We start from the raw sequence: 22918 nt of genomic DNA on the forward strand, positions 1-22918 counted from the left end.
TGGTTTAAAGCATCAACTTTGAAAAAGATCACTCCATTTCAATTAGTTCTCTTGCGCTATTGCGAGCGGTATCCGAAGGATTCTCCCCTCCAATCATTTTGGCTATTTCTTCCAGACGATCCGCTGGCTCTAGTTTACGAATCATACTCTCGGCCTTTTCTGCTTCATTGTTTTTATAAACAAAGTAATGCGCTTGACCACGTGCCGCTATCTGTGGCAAATGACTGATCGAGATGATTTGGTGATTATCCGACATCCTTCGCATCATATTCGCCATTTTAAGGGCAATTTCCCCAGACACGCCCGTATCGATTTCATCAAAAATCACTGTTGGCATGGCTGTTTTACTGGCTAGTAAATACTTGATACAAAACATGAGTCTCGAAAATTCACCACCTGAAGCCACATTACCCACAGGCTCCGGCTTGATGCCTTTATTGGCACTGAATAGTATTTCAATTTCATCTACACCTAACTTCCAAGGCTCCACTCGCTTGTATACAAACTCCACATGACCATCGGGCATTCCTACTTCAGCCAATAACTCATTGAGCGATGCAGAAAACACATCAATTTGCCCTCTGCGTTTCTCGGAAAGAATTTCAGCAGATCGAACCATTTCTTGCTCTAGCTGCTCCTGAGCTACTTTCAATTGTTTGATCTCTTCCTCTAGGTTTATCGCACCTAAAGTTTCAGTTTCCAGCTGTGTCTGGATTTTGAGCAACCTTTCTACGTCACCTATCTTGTGCTTTTGCTGCAGCTTATAGATCAAATCTAGCCGCTGGCTCACCTCTTCCATCCGCGCGGGATTGTGTTCTACACTGGCCTGAATGCCTGCTACATCGTGAATAATATCAACAATCTCCTCCGTAGCGGATTCGAATCTCGTACTCAGCGTTTCCAAGTCCTTGGAAAAACTGGCCATATTTCGCAGAATGGCAGCAGCTTCCTTCAATCGATCATTGACAGAGACTTCGCTTTCGCTAAATTCTGTTGAAATCTGAGCCAGTTTCAATTTGATTTCCTCGGCATGTTCCAAGATTTGAAGTTCATCTTCTAGCTTGGTCTGTTCGCCTTCTTGCAGATTGGCTTGCACCAATTCGTCAAGCAAAAATTTCTTAAATTCCTCGTCAGTCTTAGACGATTTTTCTTCTTCGAGCAGGTCTGAAAGTTTCTTGGCAAGCTTACTGTATGCCTGATAGTCCGATTGGAATTTGGTCAATTCCTTAGTGGTCTGCGCATAATCATCCAACAATTTCACCTTCACAGACTTGTTGCCTAGCTGGATACTTTCGTTTTGCGAATGAATATCGATCAGTCGCAGCCCAATGGTTTTCATGATCTCTAAGGTCACTGGCACGTCATTGATGAACGCCCGAGATTTGCCCTTGGGGTTGATTTCTCTACGGATAATCGTAGAATCTTCGTAGTCCAAGTCCTCCGATTCGAATAAGGAGTGCAAGCCTAATTTGGCAATATCAAACTCCCCCTCTACCACACATTTCACTTCCTTATCTAAGAGTGCTTTGGTATCGGCCCGATGCCCCAGCAACAAACCAACAGCACCTAGCATGATCGATTTTCCAGCACCTGTCTCTCCCGTCACGATATTGAGACCAGCATCTGGCTCCAATTGCAACTTCTTGATCAAGGCATAATTACTAATGGACAAACTGGAAATCATGTATTGGTTATGCTTCTAAAAGGTGAAAAATGACGTCAAAAATAAAAACTTTAGGGCTATCTATTTGATAATCTTTTTCAAAGTTATCAACGAAAGAAAAAGACCAGTGATTAGTTTTCTAGAATCTTACCAAACTGCTCCGTTTTGGCTGGTTCCAAGGCCTTTAGTATGTTATATACTTCTCTGCGCTCTGCCATATTTCCCTCAGAAAAAATACCAACTAGTTCATCCATTTTGGCGTCTAAGAAAGAAATAACCATAATCGCTCGTGGTTTTGACCGATTGACCTCCTGTACTTTTTTCAAGGCAGCTAGTATGTTGGTTCTTCCTTCTTCCGGATTGTCTGCCATCATATCCAAACCCTTGATGTGGTACTCATACATAGCCTCTCTCATAGGCTCCATCACCTGGTCGATGCTATTTTCTGCCCACCAATAGCGATTTCTCACACTGTTGAACTGATCCCATCCGCTGTAGCCAGACTGCTGAGCATTGCTCACCACTTGCCAGGCCGCTTCGTAGTACCGCTGTCCTCCCAGCTTTTCAAATGAATCGTAATCATTTGCGATAATCATATAAGCATAGAAACCTAAAATGGATGTGATGTTAGACATAAATGTAGTAGGCTGAAAATCCAATGGTTGCGACTCCGTATATTCAAAATCAAAATCACGATCAGCGTAATTAATCATCACGGCATCATAGGTAGAATTGAAAACAGGGCGTGCCGAAACTACTTGTACCGTAGCCTGAAAGTTTCCCAAAGAAGGCTGTGATTCCAACGTGATATTGATTCCGCAGTTGATACGCTCATTGTTTTCGAAGCGCTCATCTGCCCACTTTCTATCATTGAGGAATTTGGCAAACTCAACCTCCATCTCATCAAAAACGCGTCGTTCGGTAGATTCAATCTGAATGGCCTCTACAGCTACCTGACAATTGAGCTCTTGGGCATTTGCATAGCCACTGACTCCCAATAGGAATAGGATAAAAATGCTAAGACTGGAGTTTTTCATATATGCAATTAACAATATCTTCCGCAACCACCTGCTTCGTCTTCAGTGGAAAAAGCTTCGGTTTTTGATCAACGCTGAAGATAGTAATTTTATTAGTATCCACAGAAAACCCTGCGCCATTATCATTTAGAGAATTGAGTACGATCATGTCAAAATTCTTTTTGGCCATTTTTTCCTGCGCATATTCTTCTTCTCTTTCGGTCTCCAAGGCAAAGCCTACATTGATCTGGTTCTTAACCTTGCGCTTACCCATTTCTGCGGCAATGTCTTTGTTTTTCACCAACTCGATCGTCATAGACTCACCAGACTTTTTGATCTTTTCTTCGGCTGGCGCCGCAGGTCTATAATCTGCCACTGCTGCTGCAAACACAGAAACATCTGCTTGATCAAATCGACTAGAGACTGCGTCAAACATATCATCAGCAGAGGATACGCGTGTCACTGTAATGGCTTCTGAGGTTACTAAGTAGTTACCTGGTCCTGCAATAAGCTGTACCTGAGCTCCTTCGCTGGCGAATACGTGTGCCAAAGCCAACCCCATTTTTCCAGAGGAATGATTGCCAATAAACCTAACGGGATCTATTTTTTCGTAAGTTGGTCCAGCAGTAATTAACACTTGCTTGCCTTCAAATCTTTTTTTTTTATTGAAATGACCTTCTACAGTCTGGAGCAAATGTTCAGGCTCTGCCATTCGTCCTTCTCCTACGAGGCCACTGGCTAGCTCGCCATGTTCGGTATCGAGCACTTGATGTCCGTAAGCTTGTAAAGTCTGTAAATTTTGCTGAGTAGCGGGATGTTTGTACATATCCAAATCCATCGCTGGAGCAATCATGACGGGACATTTGACAGACAAATAAACCGCAGACAATAGATTATCACACATCCCATGAGCCATCTTGGCAATGGTATTGGCACTGGCTGGGGCTACCAAAAACAAATCGGCCCAAAGACCCAATTCGACATGGTTTTCCCATTGCCCTTGGTCATCCTTTTCAAAACTGGATACCGCAGGGTGCTTGGATAGTGTAGCAAGAGTGAGTGGCGTAATGAAGCTTTTGGCTGAGTGGGTCATTACTACCCGCACTTCACAGCCAGCCTTGACCAGTAATCTGATCAGTAGAGCGGATTTGTATGCGGCAATACTGCCGCATACTCCAAGTAATATTTTCTTCCCCGTCAGCATTAGGGGGGCAAATTAAATTTCGATGCCGCCTTCTTCTTTCACCGCATCTCTCACCAAAATTTTCCCTTCAGAAAATTCCTCGATAGCCACGATGGTTGGCTTTGGCATTCTTTCGTAAAACTTAGAAATTTCGATTTGCTCTCTGTTTTCGAAGATTTCCTCAAGGTTGTCCACTGTAGATGCAAATTCTGCCAATTTCCCGCTCAACTCTTCTCTTACGTTAGAAGAAATTTGTCTTGCTCTTTTAGAAATCACATTTAGAGATTTGTATATGTTGCCTGTAGATGATGACAACTCAGTAATATCTCTTGTTACAATTGATGGTTTAACCGCCATTATTATGAATTTTTAGATAATTTTTTCGTTTCTTCAAGTGCTTCCACATAAAACTTTTCAGCCTTCTTAGCGAATTCACTATTAGGGTATTTGTCTATAAAGTCCTCGTATAGGTCTATAGTTTTTTGATAACGCTCTTTTTGCTTAGAGCGAATACTTTGCTTAGCATAGCTAAATTCAGAGTCCACTGCGAAGTAAAGTATCTCTTCATTTAATTTAGAGTCTGGAAATTCATCTGCAAAAGTCTCAAAGGCCACTCGTGCGGCTTCCCACCTTTCGAGTTTATGATATTGTTTAGCATTTTCAAATGCCTTTTTCTCCAGCTTTCTTTGAAGTTCATCGATATACTTCGTTGCGGGTTCCGCATATTCGCTATATGGATTTCTATTGATAAAAGCCTGAAATGCGTTGATAGCAGTATAGGTACTGCTCTGATCCAAGTTGTAATCTGGAGACTGCAAGTACGACGAATAGGCTGCCATATAAGCGGCTTCTATCGCCCAGTCACTTCTTGAGTAGATCGTAGCAAATTCATTGAAATAGCTTCCACTAAGAATATATTGTCCTTGATGAAAGTAAGAATAAGCTCTATAGAAACTGGCTTTTTCGGCATCTAGTGTCCCCTTGATAATCGGAAGTACCTGATCGAACAAAACGCCAGCTTTGTAATACTCCTCTTCTTCGTAGTAGCGAAGAGCGGCTTCATACTTCATTTGCCAATCTGTACTTTTTTGCAGTCTTTTAAATTCACTACAAGAAACAGCCAAAACTGCTACTAAAACCAGTACAAAATTCCCTAAAACCCTCGTTTTTCGCATAAGCCTGCAAATATAGCTTCTTTAGTTTAAATACAATAAAATATCGAGATGAGATTCATCCAGTCTACGGACGGTCTAACGCTCCTTAAGCAAATGATCTTGAGCGGAATTTAGTTGCTTCATGGCTTCATTTTTATTGCCTTCTTGTAGGATTTTCTTACCTACATCTATTTGATCTTTATTCTCTTCCAGCATTTTTTTCATCTTATCTTTCAATACAGATTTTTTAGTCACCTTATCTCCTGGCTTATAGTATGTAGCTACCTCATAGAGCTCTGGTCGTTCATCATCTCGCCAGTCAAATTCCTCCAAAAACATTTGCTCTTCATCCAATTCATGAGGGGGGATAAATTTAGCTTCTGGTTGGGTATAAAAGGAGATATTGTTTAGCAAATTATCTTTGAAACGCAGCGTCATTTTGCTACAAAAGATCTTATTCATACCAATCATGACGCTATCTCCTTTCAACACAAAGTAATGACTCTCTCCATTGCCATTGATGTCCATCTCTTGTAGATCCCCATATTCGTTGAAATTGCCAATCATCTTACGGCCTTTGATTTGATTGTGTTGCCCTAGTGTATCTATAGAAATGAGAAAGGCTTTTCGTCGCAGCGTCATGGTTTTAAGAATATCATCTTTGAATAGCAAATCGATACTATCAGATTCCATTTGGCTATTTTTATTCCATATCACAGGGTCGTTATACATATGTATGGTAGAGTCAGAAGTAAAGTAGGCCACCGAATCACACTTCCCTTGCATGTTTAGCTTGTACATCAAGATATTGTGAAAAGCCAATATTCGCTCTTTGTCCTTGTCTACATTCTCTATGGATACCAAGGTATCCGAAACCATAAAAAAAGTATCCTGACGCATGATACGCTTCATCAATGGACGGCCATACACGGTACTCACTCCAGCATTTTTATCGTATACGGCCTTATCTCCAAAGATCAGAATATCATCTTTTTTGGATGTCATCACTACATTTCCTTTGGCTGTATAAAATTTCTTCTTCTCATCGAGAAAAATCTCATCCCCTGTCACCACGTAGTTTTTGGTTTCAATCGTACCTTCATCGAAGGTCGTTTGGTCATACGCCGTCTTGAACCTGCCCCCATCTGCATCTACAGTAGTTCCGTCCTTCCGCTCTATATAGGTAGGTCCCTTGGTTACTGCTATTTTTGAAATTGATGAATATTCTAAGGTATCGGCCTTGAGGTTGAAATCTGGCGAAACAAGTAACACTTTCTTGTAAAAGAAGGCTTGACTGCTCTTAGAATGATAGACCCCATATGTACTGGTCAGTGTATTTTGTTCATCCACCAGCTTACCATGCTCTTTAAACTCCCCCACTTCGGTAAGTAAATTGTAATCCAAAATATCTGTATAAAGCACCTTACGACCTTTTCGATAGACTACGTCTTCTCTAAGCAAAGCCATGCCTTCGTTTCCTTTATAAATCAACTTTTTGGATGTGATGGTTACAGAATCGTCCACGATCCGCACTCGCCCAAATGCCTCCATCTCGTTGGTCTTGGAATAAAAATAAGCGGAATCACAATAGACAGTAGTCGATTTTTGAGTGAATACCACATTGTGCAGTAGCTTTTTATAACGCACATTGCCTTGGCGTGAATTGGTGAGCCGATCGGCCTTGTATTTGATTTTGTCGCCTTTTTGAGCCATTGCACCCGACGATAATGTCACAGCACAAATCAACCAAAACAGAAAAGTATTTCGCATAGTGTAAAAATATGAGGCAAAGCTACATGGAATCCTTGAGATAAGTAAACAACTAAAACAGAGATCAAATGAGTCACGTTCGTTCGTATCCCTAACGAAAAAAAACTAAGTTTGGTCAAAATTTCTTCAGATTGAATACACTTCAAAAATCTTTCGAAAAGTTCATTAATAAAGAACAACTCTTCGCCCCTTCGGATCGGCTACTGGTAGCATTGAGTGGCGGCGTAGACTCCATCGTTCTTGTGCATTTGCTTCACACTGCTGGATATCAACTAGCAATAGCACATTGCAACTTCCAACTGCGAGGCCAAGCCTCTAACGAGGATGCCGATTTTGTAACCGGTTTTGCTAATGAATACGGCCTAGTGCTACACTTGAAGGCTTTCGACACCCAAGCATTTGCCGCCGAAAAAAAACTTTCCACGCAAGTGGCAGCGAGAGCATTGCGCTACGAGTGGTTCGATAAACTGATGCAAGAGCATGGCTACACACACCTCCTCACCGCGCACCATGCCAATGACCAAGTAGAGACTATGCTCTACAACCTCTCCAAGGGCACGGGCATCGCTGGACTGAGAGGCATCCCGCTCAAGCATGATTCGCTGCGCCGCCCTTTGCTAGGTACCGAAAGAAAAGATATAGAAGCGTATGCCAAATCACACCAGCTCACTTGGCGAGAAGATGCCTCCAACCTTGAGCGCAAATACAGTCGCAACAGATTGAGGCTGCATGTGATTCCAGAATTAAAACAAATCAACCCTGGCTTAGAGCAAACCATGCTACAAAACAGTCGAAGGTTTGAAGCCCTGGAAAAACTACTCCAACATACCGTACAATCAATCAACTCACAATATCTCTCAGAAGCAAACGACTGCCATACGCTTGCGCTAAACTGGTATGAAGAGACGCAAGGGGGCATAGCAATACTGATCGAAATTCTTAAACCTTTTGGTTTCAATGCAAATCAATGCTTTTCTATAAGTGAATCCATCGCAACTCGATCTATAGGCAAACAATACCTCTCAGCAAAATACACACTCGCCTTGGATCGTAATGGTCTACTCATTGCCCCACAAGAGGATACCTTGTTTAACGAAAGCGTAACTATTGAAAACCCAAAAGTCTCTACTCCATATGCGAATTTCACATTGACTACAGTCGAAGTGAGTAACAATTGGCCAAAAGATAAAAATACAGCTTGCCTAGATGCAGACCTCGTTCAGTTTCCTTTAAAAATCAGAAATTGGAAACAAGGCGACAGCTTTTATCCGCTAGGCATGAAGGGCAAAAAAAAGCTAAGCGATTTTATGATTGATGAGAAAATTCCCGTAAACTTGAAATTGCGTGTGGCACTATTCGAATCGGGAAACGACATCATCTGGGTGGCCGGACACCGGATCGACGAACGCTACAAAATCACATCAAAAACCAAACGCATATTGATCATCAAAATGACCAGCCATGTTTAATCCATTCAAGAAAAAATACAGCGAAGAAGAACTTGATCTTATTGCGTTTTTGGCACAAACTAGACATTTCGAAAAGCTCACCGAAGAAGAGTTGGCGCTCTTTCTGCCCAGCATGTACTTGCGTACGTACCAGCAAGACGAAGTAGTGTTTTTCTCTGGCGACCCCAGCCATGCTTTGTATATAGTAAAACGAGGATCGGTATCACTATCAGTAGATGTAAACAACAAATTCGAGCAATTAGCTGAAGCCCACAGGGGCAATATATTTGGTGACAACAGCCTACTAGATGATGCAAAAAGAATATACACGACCGTAGTCACTTCTGAAAAGGCGCAACTGTATGTTATCCCCCAAATCAACTTGATGGAAATCCTCCAAGATCACCCTGACGTACGCGCCAAAGTCATGACTGTTTTTGCTGAATTGTACAACGAATACACGACCCAGCTATTCAAAGTGTACAAATCCCACTTTGGCTTTTTCGAACTAAGTAAGGTCTATCAAGGCAAGATCTAAATACGCCTATAAGAACAGCAACCTTACGATAGTGCTTTCCTACCAAGAAATCACTCGATTATGGCAATTAAGCATGAAATTTGGCTATTTTTGCGCCAGAAATAGATCCCTAATTTAGAAATATAAAAACACAAACAAGATGAAAGTAACCGTAGTAGGTGCCGGAAACGTAGGCGCCAGCGTAGCTGAGTACGTAGCCATGAAAGAATTGGCTGATGAAGTGGTAATCCTTGATATCAAGGAAGGTTTTGCAGAAGGCAAAGCAATGGATCTCAACCAATGCGCAACCCTTAATGGGTTCAACGCTAATGTCATTGGTACTACGGGAGACTACAGCAAAACTGCAGGATCTAAAGTAGTAGTGATCACTTCTGGTATTCCAAGAAAACCAGGCATGACTAGAGAAGAACTGATCGGCACCAATGCTGGTATTGTGAAGTCTGTGACTGAAAACTTGATCAAGCATTCTCCTGATGCTATCCTAGTGGTAATCTCTAACCCTATGGACACGATGACTTACCTATCTGCTAAAAGCAGCGGATTGCCAAAAAACAGAGTCATCGGTATGGGTGGCACTTTGGACAGTGCAAGATTCAGATACAGACTAGCAGAGGCACTAGCGTGCAACCCTAACGATGTACAAGGTGTAGTAATCGGTGGACACGGCGACACCACTATGATTCCTTTGACAAGGTTAGCTACTTACAACTCTACGCCTGTATCTAACTATCTATCTGAAGAAAAATTAGAAGAAGTAGCTAAAGCGACTATGGTAGGTGGTGCTACTTTGACTGGCTTGCTTGGTACTTCTGCATGGTATGCACCTGGTGCGGCTGGTGCAGCTGTGGTAGAAGCCATCGTAAGAGACCAGAAAAAATTGATGTCTGCTTCTGTATACCTAGAAGGTGAATACGGACAGAAAGACATCTGTGTAGGTGTACCAGTAATCGTCGGCAAAGACGGATGGGAAGAAGTGGTAGACTTCAAACTAAACGACGATGAAAAGGCTAAATTCGAAGCCAGCGCTGCTGCTGTTCGCAAAATGAACGACGCACTTGAGTTGTAAGACTTAAAGTTAAAATACCGGCTCATAGCCGAATTCCCAAAAAGCTCCCCTCTGATTCTCAGACGGGAGCTTTTTTTTGTAAAACAAAGTTTCTCCAAGACAAACAAACGTGGTACTTTTGTCGTTTTAAAACAAAAATATATCTAACTAAAACTGCGCTCCTAAGGTTTTAGTATGATGAAATTGATTCACCAGCTTATAGCAGGTTCTTTTATTGGTATTTCATTCTGTTTAGCTCTGTACATTATATGGGTAGAAGAGTTTCAGTATTATCTACCCATTCCCCCATCAAAATCATTTTCGGCAACCGAAAAAATTGATTTCCATTTTTTAGAAAGCGCCCCACAGAAACCTATTTTTCTTCACTTCTTTAATCGGGATTGTCGATCGGCAAGAATTAATCTCGAACACATCCCGAGGTTTATGAAAAACTATCAAGAGGATTTTGATTTTTATATCATTGATCAAGATTCAAATCATACAATAGACCTACCTCATTACATCAAAACAATAAAAGATCCTCAAGGTGAGTTATTCAACTATTTCAGAGTAATGTCTACCCCCCACGCCATGCTAATAGAAACTGATGGCACTGTATTCTTCAGTGGAAATTATAACAACAAAAACGGCCTATGTGGACCCACCGACATTCAATGGTCGGCACCTGCCATCGCCTTAAAATTCTTATACAACCAATCTGACCCGCCTATTTTTCCAGCCTACCAACTATTACCTACAGGATGTGAATTAAGCAAATTATAATTATGTCAGAGCAAGTAAGTTTATTAAAGTATAAAAAGCACATGGCCGAAGTCCTTCGGCAATCAGACCATACCATCTCGTATATGGTCATTGGGCTGTGGCTATTCGGTGTGCTTATTTCTTTTCATTATAATACCTGGACACTGGGACTCGGAATGGGTACACTGTTGTTCTCTATGAACCTAGTAGCCGTACGATTTTTCGGTACTAGACTCTTCTCTCGGATGATCGGCGCTTCTGTGATGGCACTGTACATGATTCAGTATCTAATACAATTGCACGGGTTATACGAAATGCACTTTTGGTTTTTCATTATGCCTATATTCTTGATCATATACCAAGACTGGCGAGTGTACATTCCTTTTGCAGCAATCATTGTAATTCACCATGTATCAATTTACATTCTAATTAATCAAGGGCATCCAGAATATCTTCGCTATTTCATTAACATGAGCGAGCTCACCGACATGACATTTGCTTATCACATGGGGCTAGCAGTAGTAGGTGTGATCACAGCAGCTTGGGTAGCCTATCGACTCAACCAACAAACGAAGAATAGATATTTGGGAGCCGCACAATTGGAGGCACAATTGGACGAAATGAATGCACTGGCTCTAAATGTAGAAGAGGTTGCTTCGAGAATTACCAACAAAAGCTCTCAGGACAAAAAACATCAATCTATTAATATGGCTCTGGTTTCATTGGGCGAAGAATTCACCAATATCATTGACAATATTATCGTAGAAACCAACCAAGTAGTAAATAGCGCCAGCCGGGACGGAAATTTGAAAGCCCGAATGCTGACTAAAGACAAGCATGGCGTATGGAAAGATTTATCTAGCTCTATCAATAGCCTTTTGGAGTCTATAGCTGTACCTGTCTATCGAATCAATGATGTAGCGCAAAACATGTCTCGTGGCATACTGACCGACAGGCTCTCTACCGATTCGAAAGGAGACATACAAGATATGTTCGAAAACCTGAATAGTGCACTTGGAAGCTTGAGAGAACTTACACTCAAAGTAGATAATGGAATTAAAAGAATAGAACTCGCTACTGAAGAAATGCTAACCTCTGGTCATGAAATGGACATCAGTACCAATGAAATTGCTAACGCAATAGCAAAAATGAGTGCAGGTGCTCAAAATCAATTAAAAGATATTGAAAAGACCTCCAACATAATAGAGCAAGTAGTAGACGCTGCTAAGACAATGGACTCTTTTGTAGAAGAAATAAATGGCTCAGCTAAAAAAGGGGTTCAAAATAGTGAAGAAGGTAAAAATGTGGTCGAAACAGTGGTAAGCGACATTGAGAACATTGCTAATTATTCTGACAAAACCATGGAATCTATCCAGGTGCTTTCTACAAGATCAAATGAAATATCAGGGATCTTAAACGTAATATCTGAAATAGCCACACAAACCAACCTACTGGCATTGAATGCTGCCATTGAAGCGGCAAAAGCGGGTGAGGACGGAAAGGGTTTTGCCGTAGTAGCTGAAAACATCAGAAACTTAGCAGAAGGCGCCAAGCGATCTACTGGAGAAATCAGCCTATTAGTAAAAGCAGTACAAGAAGACACTGACATGGCAGCTAACCTAATGAAACACATGAATGAAAACATTAAAAGTGGTGTCAATTCCACTAAAAAAACCCATAAAATACTTCATGTGATTTCAGAATCTTCTAAACAAACACTAGAGCTCTCTAATAAAGTAAAGGACATCACTGATTCGCAAACCAAACGCATATCAGACGTATTTAATGCAATAGAATCAGTTGTTTTAATATCGGAGCAATTTGCCACTGGCTCTGAAGAGGTGGCCAGTTCAGCCAATGAATTATCAAATGGAATGAAAGACTTCAACAACAATTCCCAAGTACTAAACACCATGGGCAAAGAATTGAAAACATCCATGAAGCAGTTTACTTTGAACTAACTACCATAGCTGGTTTGTCGGTTCGGTTTTCAAAGTTTATTTCGTTCATACTGGTGACCTACTTTGCTTTCCCTACCCATCCACCACACATACAAACACCTACCTACTTATAAAAAAATCCCGACTGGCACATAACCAGTCGGGATTTTTTACACCTTGTTTCTTCTTGAGTGGCTTAGTTACCGAATAGGTATCTAAAGCCTAATTGCATTCTCCAAATAGAAGCACTGTTGTTGACTGTCCAGGCTTCATCTCTGTCTGAGTAGTTATAGACAGGTCTACCAGTGGCCGCATCAAATCCCTCCAACTGTAGCAAGTTGTACGTGTTGAAGTTTACAGCATATTGTCTTCCCCAATCGCTCTTCAGTAAGTTGGCTACGTTTTCGATATCTAATGAAATCTGTAGTCTATTGACTTTGTTTCCTGATTTGAGTTTAAACTCTTGCATTATTCTCATATCAATCACACCAGTCCAAGGAGTTCTAGCACCGTTTCTTTCAGCTATCTCACCTCTATGCTCGCTTAAGTAAGCATCTCTTTCGATAAACGCATCTAACTGATTCCACATAGCTGCTTGATCTGCCGCACTAGCAGGCACTCCGTTTTCTCCGAAAATAATCTCACTTTGATCAGCAGGAATATAAGCCTGATCATTACCGTAAGAACCATCATTGTTCAAATCACCATTAACCATATATGAGAATGGAGATCCAGATTGTGAACTAATGAATACACCTACTGACGTAGAAGCATAATCTGAGTAATCGAACAAGTAGTTGAAATTAGCTACTATTCTATGTCTCAAATCCCATACAGCATAACTCACGATCGCTTCATTAGGGCTACCTGGCGTTGGGTTAAATTCCCACCCTGAGTTGGCAGTCGTGTTTGTACCTCCGTTCACGTCCTTAGACACTCCGTAGTTATAAGCAATCATGGCAGACAGGTTTTTGGTTGTCTTGCTCAACTGGCCTGTAAAGCTGTATTGGTACCCTTTGTTTGTATTGGTCAAAAGGAACACATCACTGAAATTTGGACTCACAGATTCACTAGGAAATGTAGGTCTATTGTCTTCTACTGGAATGGTTCCGTCTGCATCTTTAACCTGTAGGTTTTGATACTGAATACCATTGATCACCTTTGAGTAGATCGCTTCAAATGTACCTGTCATCCCAAATGGAAGCTTGGCATCAACCGCTAAATTAGCCCTTAAATTTTGAGGCATTTTAAACTCCGAATCCAAAGCATCGATTTGCGACGTAGGAGCGTTGGCTTGTCTTGCCTCTATCTCAGCTCTTACAGCTGGATCATCTACACCTACATTCAGTACATCCGCTATATAATATTCGTATGTACGGTTTCCATCAGGGTAAAGTGGCACATTAGCAGAACTAGCTCTTACATCCGCCAAAGAGGTAGTAGCTCCTGAGTTTGAATAGGCATTTGATATCCAAACAAATGGCACTCTACCAGTGAAGATACCCACTCCCCCACGAAGCTGCACTGATTCATCTCCTTTGAGGTCATAATTGAACCCTACTCTAGGAGACCATAGCAATTGTCCACTTGGCATATCTTGTGTATCAATTCCAAACTCTTGCTCAAACTGAGGATTGGCATTAGGCTCATCTAAGAAGAATGGAACATCTAACCTTAATCCACCTGTCAACTTAAGTTTATCAGTAGCTTCCCATTCATCCTGAATGTAGAATCCACTCTGCAAGAATCTAAGATCTACTGGCTGAAATCTATCATTGTAATAATCTAACGAGTACCTTACTCTAAATCGACCATTAGTCCCTAGTTGATCATTCAAGAAATTATCTAACCCATCATACTCATAGTGCCCTGGGTATCGGTTTACAAACGAATTGTAGATCTTGAAAAACTCATTATGAGTACCCAGAGTGATCACATGTCTGTTTTTGAAAATAGTAAAGTTGTTGGTAAACTGACCAATACCCTGACGAAGTTCATTGCCTACTGAGCTTCTCTGTGTACCTGCGATGATTGTTGTTCCATCATCTGTATCGATTTCCACTTGAGGAAACATATCACCATAGTCATCTAAGTTTCTTTTCCTGTTAAGACTAGTATATCCCACGATCATGTTGTTAGACATGTTATCTCCAATTCGACTTCTAAGCTCAATAATTGAAGAGTTGCTTTCCACATCATTCAAATAACCATTATTTGAAAATTGCAGAAAGTTTTGATTTCTACTGATATTCTCATCCGTCGCCTTTAAATAACTATGTCTAAAAGTAATTTGATGATTGTCATTGATATTCCAATCGATTTTTCCAAAAAGCTTAGTGTTTTTAGTTTGAGGAGCGAGTGCCCCATAGGTACCTGCGTCATAACCGTAATTAGTCATCAGATAATCCTTCACTGATTGTGCTGTTTCTGTACTGATGTTAGCCACATTAGAAGGTACTGTACTGTAGCTATCGAGTGTAGATTGACTCACCAATCCAATTTGGTTAGGTGTTTCGGCTACTTGATGCTCTGCACTTGCAAAGAAGAACAGTTTGTCTTTAATGATCGGCCCACCTACTCTAGCTCCATACTGTCTATTAAAAAATGGTGATTGTCTCTCAGGTTCATCGCTCAAGGTTTTTCCAGCTATTTTCTCACTACGCGTGTAGTAATAAACCGAACCATCAACTTCATTGGTACCGCTTCTTGTGACAGCATTGATACCTCCTCCAGTAAATGAACCTTTAGTCACATCATAAGGAGCTACCAATATTGAAATTTCTTCGATTGCATCTAAACTGATAGGCTCAGAACCTGAACTGCTACCAGGCATACCGTCCGCATTGAGACCAAAAGCATCATTATTAATGGCTCCATCTACTGTTACGTTGTTGTATCTACTGTTGCTTCCTGCTATAGACACACCACCATTGCCTACACCTGATGCCGCCTGTGGCGATAGCCTTACGAAATCTTCGATCGAACGGTTCACTGATGGGTTAGTGTTCAAAGTTTCTGTACTAACGTTGGTTGCTGCTCCAGTCCTACCAGAGTTGATCACATCGTCAGTAGCAGCAGTAATCACTACTTCTTCCAATTCATCTGTTTGACTTGAAATAGTAAAATCAATATTTCGCTTTTCACCTAGTGCAAGATTTATTCCCTCTACTGTCTGGGTTTCAAACCCGATATAAGTAACTGTAACCTTATAAGGGCCACCTACACGAATACTTGAGAAATAATAATAACCATCCATATTGGTAACAGAACCGTACTTAGTACCAGTCGGTTGGTGTATGGCGATTACAGTAGCTCCTATTAAGGCTTCTGAATTTTCGTCTACCACTTTTCCGTTCATTCCAGAGGTGGTTACTCCTTGTGCTATTGCTGTCAGACCGCCAAGAAGCAATCCGATAGTCATGAGTATGCTAGAAAGTGTAATTTTCTGCTTCATAATGAGTATAATTAGTTAATAATGGGTTTGAATGAGTCTTGTATTACTCTTTTAAAAATAGTTTAATTAATCAAGCAATTGGATTAATAGCAAAACTATATTGGAAATCCGACTAGATCAAATTGCTTTCTCACTGCAATTTTAAATAATGCACACTCCTTCCTCTTTCTGATTTTATTATCAAATCATTACCTTTCAATTAATGATAATCCTACCTACTTTTGTGTATAACTTGTTAACAACACACATTGGATAAGGTCATCAACCAGACATCATTTCTTCAAAGTTTCGATAAGGATAAAAATATCCTCCTCAAAACGGCTCAGGATCAAATTTTCACAGATCTAGCTCAGCGTCTAGTTAGTATCACTATTCAAAAGTACAGCATCCACTTCAACCCACTTGGACTAGTAGACGATACCTACCAACAAATCTTAGATTACCAATTTGAGAACATTGAAGAACTGGAAGGTATATATGAAAACTTGTGTGTTGCCTACCGATACAAATATGGTGACAATCAGCTTGAGATCATCTGGGATGGCAAGTCTCACGAAGAGAAATACAAGGAAGAATGGGGTGAAACCTTCGACCGATGGGCACATGATCTCACTGAAAATCCTAGTGTCATAAAAGGTATTCTCCAACTCACTATCTTCAACGAAAGCAAGAGGAACCTTACGTTTGTAAGAAACGCGGTAAAAGGTCTAATCAATGAATATTTTGAAATCAAAATCCTCAAACGCAACGGTGTGAAGCGAGTAATTCTCAAAGAAAAAATGCTAAGAAAGGCCTCTTAATACAGAACCATAAATAGCCCCCCTTTTCTAAAAGGCACTTCTTCTACTTCTACCTTCGATACTTTGGCCAAGGGAGATCCTTGCCAGCACCATGCGATCAATTGATCTATATCGGGTTTCTCTCCAAACACTTCTATCATCACCTCTCCTGTTGGCAAGTTTTTTACCCAACCTTCGAGTCCTAACTTGCTAGCTTCATCTGCCGTAGATGCCCGGTAGAATACGCCTTGTACCTTGCCCGACACGAGTATCGATCGCCCAATCAATTCTTTATTCATAGGCTTTCATGATTTGTACGCCTGCAGAAGTACCTATTCGATCTGCACCCGCATTCACCAGTGCTTCCAACTGCTCACGCGACTTGATCCCTCCTGAAGCTTTGATTCCTACATGGGGAGCTACATTTGCTTTCATGATTTCGATGTCGTCTATACTAGCTCCGCGTGAAGCAAACCCTGTAGAAGTCTTGATATAATCGGCGCCAGCATCGGAAACGATCTTCGACACCTGTGCTATTTCTTCCTTAGTAAGCAAAGCGGTTTCTACGATTATTTTTAAGATCTTTTGCTGCTGATGTGCCAACTGAGCAGCTTTAGCCATTTCTATTTTCGACCAATTCATTCCTGACTTGAAAGCAGACACATTCATCACCAGATCCAATTCGTCGGCGCCATCTGCGATAGCCATTTCTATCTCATGTAATTTAGAGGCTGTTTGCTGGTAACCAAGGGGAAAGCCTATCACAGTCACTAGCTGGATGGTTGAATTTTCTAACTCACGACTGACTTTCTTTACCCAAAACGGAGGAATACAAACACCAATAAACTGATAGCGTTTTGCTTCTGATATCAACTGATCCACCTCTCGATCAGTCAGATCTATTTTCAGCAAGGTATGTTCTATATAGGTATTAGGATGCTCAATCACTAATGAAAGATAAACAAGCTAGTGAACGATCCCACACTCCTCACAAAATTTGCGTTTTTTGAGTGGACGTTTTTTAGGTTTCTTTTTATGACCGAAATAGCTCGGATCAGAATACTGAGGTTTCTTCATTCCCTTTTCTCTTTTCCTATATTTTTTCTTATTGGCCTTCATCAATGCCTCATACTCCTTGATTCCTTGATCGTTTTTCTTATTATACGATTTTTTAGAGGCCTTTTTCTTAGATTGAAAAATCTGAGACTGGCTAGACGCAGGGTTCGCCTCAGACTCACGAGAAGTCTGTGCTAAAGATTCGTTGGATAGTAGGATGAAAAATATTCCGAAACAGAATAAAAATAGAAATCGCATAGACACTTTGTAATTTCACAAAATAACGAAAACAAAATCTATTATTGCACAACTCTCCTTTTGTTTTTTGGTTTAAATAACCAATCACTTTCTTAAAATATAGCACATGAAAATAAGATACTTCCTCCTAACAATTACTTTAGGTTTTTCTATTTTGGCGCACGCCCAAACCATGGACTTTGAATCCTACAACCCTCCCTCCACACTTGTGGTTACCGAACATCAGGTCACCAAAGCTAAATACCCCTTTATAGACGTACACAACCATCAATTTGGCATGAATACACAAGATCTCAGACCGCTCCTTCATGACATGGACGACCTCAATATGGCCGTAATGGTAAACTTGAGCGGACGTGGGCGAGGCAGTGACGAACATTTCGAGGGTGTAATGCAAAACGTAAAGAAAAATGCACCCAACCGGTTTATCATTTTCACCAATCTATCCTTCGACAACATAGATGATAAAAATTGGACCATAAACACCGTAGACCAACTCTCGCGCGACGTAAAAGCAGGTGCTAATGGACTGAAAATATACAAAAGCCTCGGCCTCCGCCATACAGATCAAGACGGCAAGCGCATAGCAGTAGATGACCCAAGACTAGACCCTATATGGGCCAAATGTGGCGAATTGGGTATTCCTGTTCTGATACATTCCGCAGATCCAAAACCATTCTGGGATGATCACGACGAAAACAACGAACGCTGGCTAGAACTAAAAACCAAACCTGGGCGCAAACGAGGCCCTAATGATCCCGCTCCCTGGGAGCAGATCATCGCCGAACAACATCATGTATTTGAGAAACACCCAAACACCAAATTTATCAATGCGCACTTGGGCTGGTATGCCAATGATTTGACCACTCTAGGCCAGCTCATGGACAAATACCCTAACATGTATTCCGAGATTGGTGCCGTGATAGCCGAACTCGGCCGGCAACCCAGAGCAGCCAACGCCTTTCTGACCAAGTATCAAGACCGAGTTATGTTTGGCAAAGATGCCTATAACAAAGAGCAATACTACACTTACTTTCGTGTATTAGAGACCGCAGATGAATACTTCCCTTACTACAAGAAATATCATGCCTATTGGAAGATGTATGGCTTAGACTTGAGTGATGAAGTACTGAAGAAATTGTATTACAAAAATGCAGTTCAAGTGATTCCAAATATCGACAGTTCATTATTTCCCGAGTAATATTATCTTGCAAGCCATTAGCTAATCCAATACACTAATAAATTTATAATGAAACCTACTTTACTCATACTGGCTGCTGGACGCGGGAGCCGATTTGGCGGAGCCAAACAAGTAGCCCCCATGGGTCCTCATGGTGAAACAATCATGGAATACAGCATCTACGACGCACTCAACAATGGCTTTAACCAAGTCGTACTCGTGATCAACAAAGACGTGGAACAAGACACCTTCGAACTAGTCGATAAAATGACCACTGTGAAAAATAAAATCTCCTATGCTTACCAAGATCTATACACTGAAATGATCCCTGCCGATATTCAGGCCGCAAGATTAAAACCCTGGGGAACAGCACACGCCATCATGAGTGCCTGTGACCAAATAGACGGGAGTTTTGCTATGATCAATGCGGATGACTACTACGGCAAGGATGCTTTCAGCACTATGGCCAGCTATCTCCAATCTCATACCGCCCCCAACAACTACAGCATGATCGGCTATGATTTGGCTAACACCCTATCTGCCAATGGCACCGTATCTCGTGGCATCTCCATCAGTGATACCAATGGCTTTTTAGCCTCCATCGTAGAAACACACGGTATCCATGCACAAGGCGACAAAATCATAGCTGATGGAAATCAAGAAATCACCGAAGGATTAGCATCTATGAACTTCTGGGGCTTCCAAAACAACCTGTTTAGCGAACTAAAAACTCAGTTCAAAGATTTTCTCAACACAGCAAAAGACCTCACTAAAGACGAATATCAAATCCCTACCGTGATCGACCAAATGATCAAAAAAGGAATGATCGAAGTCTCCGTTTTGCACTCTGGCGCAAAGTGGTTTGGCGTCACATATAAAGAAGATGCAAGCTACGCTGCTAAAGCCATCCAAGGCTATGTGGCTTCTGGCAAATATCCTAGTCCACTTTGGGTATGATTTCTCGTTAGTATTTATTAGATTTTGGGTTTAAAATTTTTCCTCAAATGAAACTGAAAAAAGGAGATCAAATTCCAGATATCACTTTGAGCGACCAAGATGGTGCTCGCATAAACTTGAGAAGGTTCGTTGATCAAGCATTGATAATTTTCTTCTACCCAAAAGACAATACACCAGTCTGTACAGCCGAAGCTTGTCTTTTCGAAGCTCACTACAAAGAGCTGAAAGAGGCAGGAGCTGAAGTCATCGGTATCAGCAGTGATCCCGTCTCTTCTCACAAGAAGTTTGCGACACGCTACCACTTGGACTACCGACTACTGAGTGATGTCGATGGGGAGGCCGAAAAACTATTTGGCATAAAACGCAAACTATTTGGGCTTATCAAAGAGCGAGTAACTTTTGTCTTTAATAAAGAAGGCAAATTAGTTCACATCATTCAGTCTCAATACAATGGCAAGCGACACGTAAAAGAAGCCATAGCTGCACTCAATACAGACTAAACTGACTTATCACTCTGCCCAATACAGCAATTAAAACAAGAGTTTTTAAAACTTTAAAAAATAATTGACAGATGTCTGGCATTCGGTGAAAATCGTTCTAATTTTGCGTTGGCAAATCGATACGACCAGCTCCTATCGAACTCCCCCAGGTCCGGAAGGAAGCAAGGGTAGATAGTTGTAGCGGTGCGATATAGGTTTGCCATTTTTATTCCCCTCTTCCCTTTTTAGTCACTCATTTACGTTACTTCATCCATTAGCTCAGCTTCCACCTAAACAGCAATTGTTTCTCCTTCCCTTTGACAGGATCACTCGGTCATTTGCAAAAGGGAGGTCTATCGGCACGCAATATGACTCATTAGACTAGGGCTACCAGTTCATTGAGCTCAACGAAATAAACAGTATCGTAAAGAGCAATGAAAACACACTGCAAGAATTCATTCGTCTACTCGGAGTGCGTAGAGCCTGTCAGTATTATTCGCAAAATTCTCCTACGAATGAAAGGACGAACTACCTAGTTGGTGAATAAGGTTGATCAAAAGCATCTACCACGACCAAAAGAACCCAAAAAAAGGGTCCACATTGCTGCAGACCCTTCATCGCCATAGCTGATATGCGATCCTGTTAGTCGTTTACGGCCACTACCAGATATTTGGAAATTCTCCAAAATTCATCTGGATTGGTTATTTTCAAAAATTTGGCTTTATCCCCTTCCTTCACTATCTCGTAAGAATCCGACGGATGCTCAGTCACTAGATCTACCTCTTCTGAGTCTACTAATAGGTTTTGGGTGGTTCGGATATCGATTTCGCTAAACTTCTCCTTGGGCACATCTTTTTCGAGAGCAGACGTTTTACCAAACCACAGGACACCGCCTTCTTTCACGATCAAACCTTCTTCTTCTAGCGCCTTCTTTGTACCAATGGCATAGTAAGCCTCATTCAATTTTTTCTCCTGCTCATCGATTTTCGCTACTTGTACATTGATTTTCTCCTCTTGTACTACGCTTTTGTATTCGAGCATTTTCAAATCAGTAGACAGATCTGCGATCATTACATTTTTGCTGGCCAAATCTTCTCGCAATCCATCTACAGAAGCTTTTCTTTCTTTTAATTCATCAGAAAGTTCTGCTATTCTGCTTTTAAACGTGTTCATATTCACGTTGGCAGTTTCTAGCTTAGACATCAATCGAGACACTTTCCCATTGGTCTCAATGATCAAACTATCGATCAAATCCATGTCCTCTACTAACTGTCTTTTGTTGGACTTGGTCAAATCACCAGAAGAAATTTTATTAACCAAGTTCTCTCTGTCTTTGATTTGTCCCACTTGCGATTCTAAGCTATACATGATATCAATGATTTCATTATAAGCAGAATCTCTGGTATAAAGCTCCTGCTCTAGCTGTATAGACTTCAAGCTGAGCTGTTCTTTTTCATCCTCTATAGTAAAATAAAGAGCGGTCAAACTCACCACCACGGCCAAGGTAGCCGCAATGAACAATGTCAATTTTGCTGATTTACTTTTCATAATACTTATTGTTTTAAGGTTCTTATTTTAAAGTTTAATTAATTATCTCAATCCCTTTGATCAGGACTTATCAGTCTGAATAAGACTGGTCATTTTCTTTGATAAACAGCTATATTTTCCATCATAGCTCAATCATGATATCTAAAAGCATAATTCACTCTGCAACTACCTATCTAGAATGTAACTTTGATACCTAGACCTGGGTCGAGTGCCAAAAAGGCGTCTCCATCGGTAGCTACTTCGAAGAAGGGTTTAAAATCGAAGCTTAGTGCGATAGGCACTTCTCGTATCTTATATTCAATACCAAAAATACCGTCGACACCTAAGCCAAAGGCCGACGATTCTCTCCGGTAGATTCCTTCGCTCTGCACTACATCTGACTGGCTAGCCACATGCCCGCCAATACCATAGTACCACCGAAGCCCTTGCACATCGAATGCAGATTCGTATCGCTCCACGAGTACCGTAGCCGAAAATGCATTAGGATAAAACCCTACTATACCCTCTATGGCTAATGCTGGTTTGGTAAAATGTTTGACTGATATTCCTGACGTGCCCAGTCCTCTGACACCTACCGCCGTTTGGTAGGTAGTGCCAGACTTGAGTCGTTGCGCTTGTGAAATACCCACATGTAGCATACACCCAATAGTCAAAATGATCGCAATGAATTTCATAGTCAATTGTCTTT

The 22918-nt window shown here is 41.1% G+C and carries 21 protein-coding genes and 1 other RNA gene; 10 read left to right on the top strand and 12 right to left on the bottom strand.

The genetic code is table 11. From position 1 onward, the window contains the following. Positions 1-28 precede the first annotated feature (28 nt). From N7E81_RS17990 to N7E81_RS18015, 6 genes are all read right to left on the bottom strand, one after another. Complete coding sequence (locus N7E81_RS17990) at positions 29-1684, bottom strand: DNA repair protein RecN (RefSeq protein ID WP_263050991.1); 1656 nt, start codon at positions 1682-1684, stop codon at positions 29-31. A 110-nt stretch (positions 1685-1794) separates the two neighbouring features. Further along, positions 1795-2700: a type IX secretion system protein PorD gene (porD, locus tag N7E81_RS17995; protein ID WP_263050992.1), complete on the bottom strand. Its 906-nt coding sequence runs from the start codon at positions 2698-2700 to the stop codon at positions 1795-1797. After that, positions 2681-3883 carry a bifunctional phosphopantothenoylcysteine decarboxylase/phosphopantothenate--cysteine ligase CoaBC gene (gene coaBC, locus N7E81_RS18000; protein WP_263050993.1) on the bottom strand — a complete coding sequence of 401 codons (1203 nt, stop codon included), beginning with the start codon at positions 3881-3883 and terminating at the stop codon, positions 2681-2683. Before coaBC ends, porD begins: the two co-directional genes overlap by 20 nt. A gap of 12 nt (positions 3884-3895) precedes the next feature. Further along, positions 3896-4219, bottom strand: a complete 324-nt coding sequence (locus N7E81_RS18005; RefSeq protein ID WP_263050994.1) for a DNA-directed RNA polymerase subunit omega — start codon at positions 4217-4219, stop codon at positions 3896-3898. A 2-nt stretch (positions 4220-4221) separates the two neighbouring features. Then, positions 4222-5037, bottom strand: coding sequence for an outer membrane protein assembly factor BamD (locus tag N7E81_RS18010; RefSeq protein ID WP_263050995.1), 816 nt, complete (start codon positions 5035-5037; stop codon positions 4222-4224). 75 nt (positions 5038-5112) lie between these two features. Then, a complete protein-coding gene (locus tag N7E81_RS18015) occupies positions 5113-6786 on the bottom strand; it encodes an OstA-like protein (protein ID WP_263050996.1) in 1674 nt (557 codons plus the stop codon). 131 nt (positions 6787-6917) lie between these two features. Between N7E81_RS18015 and tilS the strand changes: the two genes are divergently transcribed. The 5 genes from tilS to N7E81_RS18040 all read left to right on the top strand — a co-directional run bounded on the left by tilS (position 6918) and on the right by N7E81_RS18040 (position 12540). Further along, complete coding sequence (tilS, locus tag N7E81_RS18020; protein ID WP_263050997.1) at positions 6918-8255, top strand: tRNA lysidine(34) synthetase TilS; 1338 nt, start codon at positions 6918-6920, stop codon at positions 8253-8255. Then, positions 8248-8772, top strand: coding sequence for a Crp/Fnr family transcriptional regulator (locus tag N7E81_RS18025; RefSeq protein ID WP_263050998.1), 525 nt, complete (start codon positions 8248-8250; stop codon positions 8770-8772). The genes tilS and N7E81_RS18025 overlap by 8 nt, the downstream gene beginning before the upstream one ends. Before the next feature lie 139 nt (positions 8773-8911). After that, positions 8912-9838 (top strand): malate dehydrogenase, encoded by a 927-nt coding sequence (locus N7E81_RS18030; RefSeq protein ID WP_263050999.1) that lies wholly within the window; start codon positions 8912-8914, stop codon positions 9836-9838. A gap of 423 nt (positions 9839-10261) precedes the next feature. Beyond that, positions 10262-10600 carry a hypothetical protein gene (locus N7E81_RS18035; RefSeq protein WP_263051000.1) on the top strand — a complete coding sequence of 113 codons (339 nt, stop codon included), beginning with the start codon at positions 10262-10264 and terminating at the stop codon, positions 10598-10600. A 2-nt stretch (positions 10601-10602) separates the two neighbouring features. After that, positions 10603-12540 carry a methyl-accepting chemotaxis protein gene (locus N7E81_RS18040; protein ID WP_263051001.1) on the top strand — a complete coding sequence of 646 codons (1938 nt, stop codon included), beginning with the start codon at positions 10603-10605 and terminating at the stop codon, positions 12538-12540. A gap of 175 nt (positions 12541-12715) precedes the next feature. Here the strand turns inward: N7E81_RS18040 and N7E81_RS18045 are convergent, their stop codons facing one another. Continuing rightward, positions 12716-15973: a TonB-dependent receptor gene (locus N7E81_RS18045; RefSeq protein ID WP_263051002.1), complete on the bottom strand. Its 3258-nt coding sequence runs from the start codon at positions 15971-15973 to the stop codon at positions 12716-12718. Positions 15974-16221: 248 nt separating this feature from the next. Here N7E81_RS18045 and N7E81_RS18050 point away from each other — a divergent pair, with 248 nt between their 5' ends. Beyond that, positions 16222-16773, top strand: a complete 552-nt coding sequence (locus N7E81_RS18050) for a hypothetical protein (RefSeq protein WP_263051003.1) — start codon at positions 16222-16224, stop codon at positions 16771-16773. Here N7E81_RS18050 and N7E81_RS18055 read toward each other — a convergent pair. The 3 genes from N7E81_RS18055 to N7E81_RS18065 are packed head-to-tail and all read right to left on the bottom strand — an operon-like array spanning position 16770 to position 18066. Next, positions 16770-17051, bottom strand: a complete 282-nt coding sequence (locus N7E81_RS18055; protein ID WP_263051004.1) for an acylphosphatase — start codon at positions 17049-17051, stop codon at positions 16770-16772. The two genes, N7E81_RS18050 and N7E81_RS18055, sit on opposite strands and share 4 nt — an antisense overlap. Further along, positions 17044-17700: a deoxyribose-phosphate aldolase gene (gene deoC, locus N7E81_RS18060; RefSeq protein WP_317624055.1), complete on the bottom strand. Its 657-nt coding sequence runs from the start codon at positions 17698-17700 to the stop codon at positions 17044-17046. Before deoC ends, N7E81_RS18055 begins: the two co-directional genes overlap by 8 nt. A gap of 18 nt (positions 17701-17718) precedes the next feature. Continuing rightward, positions 17719-18066 carry a hypothetical protein gene (locus N7E81_RS18065; RefSeq protein WP_263051005.1) on the bottom strand — a complete coding sequence of 116 codons (348 nt, stop codon included), beginning with the start codon at positions 18064-18066 and terminating at the stop codon, positions 17719-17721. A 106-nt stretch (positions 18067-18172) separates the two neighbouring features. Between N7E81_RS18065 and N7E81_RS18070 the strand changes: the two genes are divergently transcribed. The 4 genes from N7E81_RS18070 (at position 18173) to ffs (ending at position 20911) form a co-directional block, all read left to right on the top strand. Then, the gene (locus tag N7E81_RS18070) at positions 18173-19267 is read left to right on the top strand and encodes an amidohydrolase family protein (protein WP_263051006.1); all 1095 of its coding nucleotides are present in this window, start codon (positions 18173-18175) and stop codon (positions 19265-19267) included. Positions 19268-19315: 48 nt separating this feature from the next. Then, positions 19316-20203: a nucleotidyltransferase family protein gene (locus N7E81_RS18075; protein ID WP_263051007.1), complete on the top strand. Its 888-nt coding sequence runs from the start codon at positions 19316-19318 to the stop codon at positions 20201-20203. Between the two features lie 47 nt (positions 20204-20250). Further along, positions 20251-20703, top strand: a complete 453-nt coding sequence (locus tag N7E81_RS18080) for a peroxiredoxin (RefSeq protein WP_263051008.1) — start codon at positions 20251-20253, stop codon at positions 20701-20703. Positions 20704-20809: 106 nt separating this feature from the next. Next, an RNA gene (gene ffs, locus N7E81_RS18085) (signal recognition particle sRNA small type) lies at positions 20810-20911 on the top strand. Between the two features lie 413 nt (positions 20912-21324). On the opposite strand, the gene N7E81_RS18090 is transcribed toward ffs, so the two are convergent. Continuing rightward, on the bottom strand, positions 21325-22230 hold the full coding sequence (locus N7E81_RS18090; protein WP_263051009.1) for a Cbp1 family collagen-binding glycoprotein adhesin: 906 nt from the start codon (positions 22228-22230) through the stop codon (positions 21325-21327). 173 nt (positions 22231-22403) lie between these two features. Next, positions 22404-22904 (bottom strand): hypothetical protein, encoded by a 501-nt coding sequence (locus N7E81_RS18095; protein WP_263051010.1) that lies wholly within the window; start codon positions 22902-22904, stop codon positions 22404-22406. Positions 22905-22918 lie beyond the last annotated feature (14 nt).

The organism is Reichenbachiella carrageenanivorans, assembly GCF_025639805.1.
GTDB classification, from domain to species: domain Bacteria; phylum Bacteroidota; class Bacteroidia; order Cytophagales; family Cyclobacteriaceae; genus Reichenbachiella; species Reichenbachiella carrageenanivorans.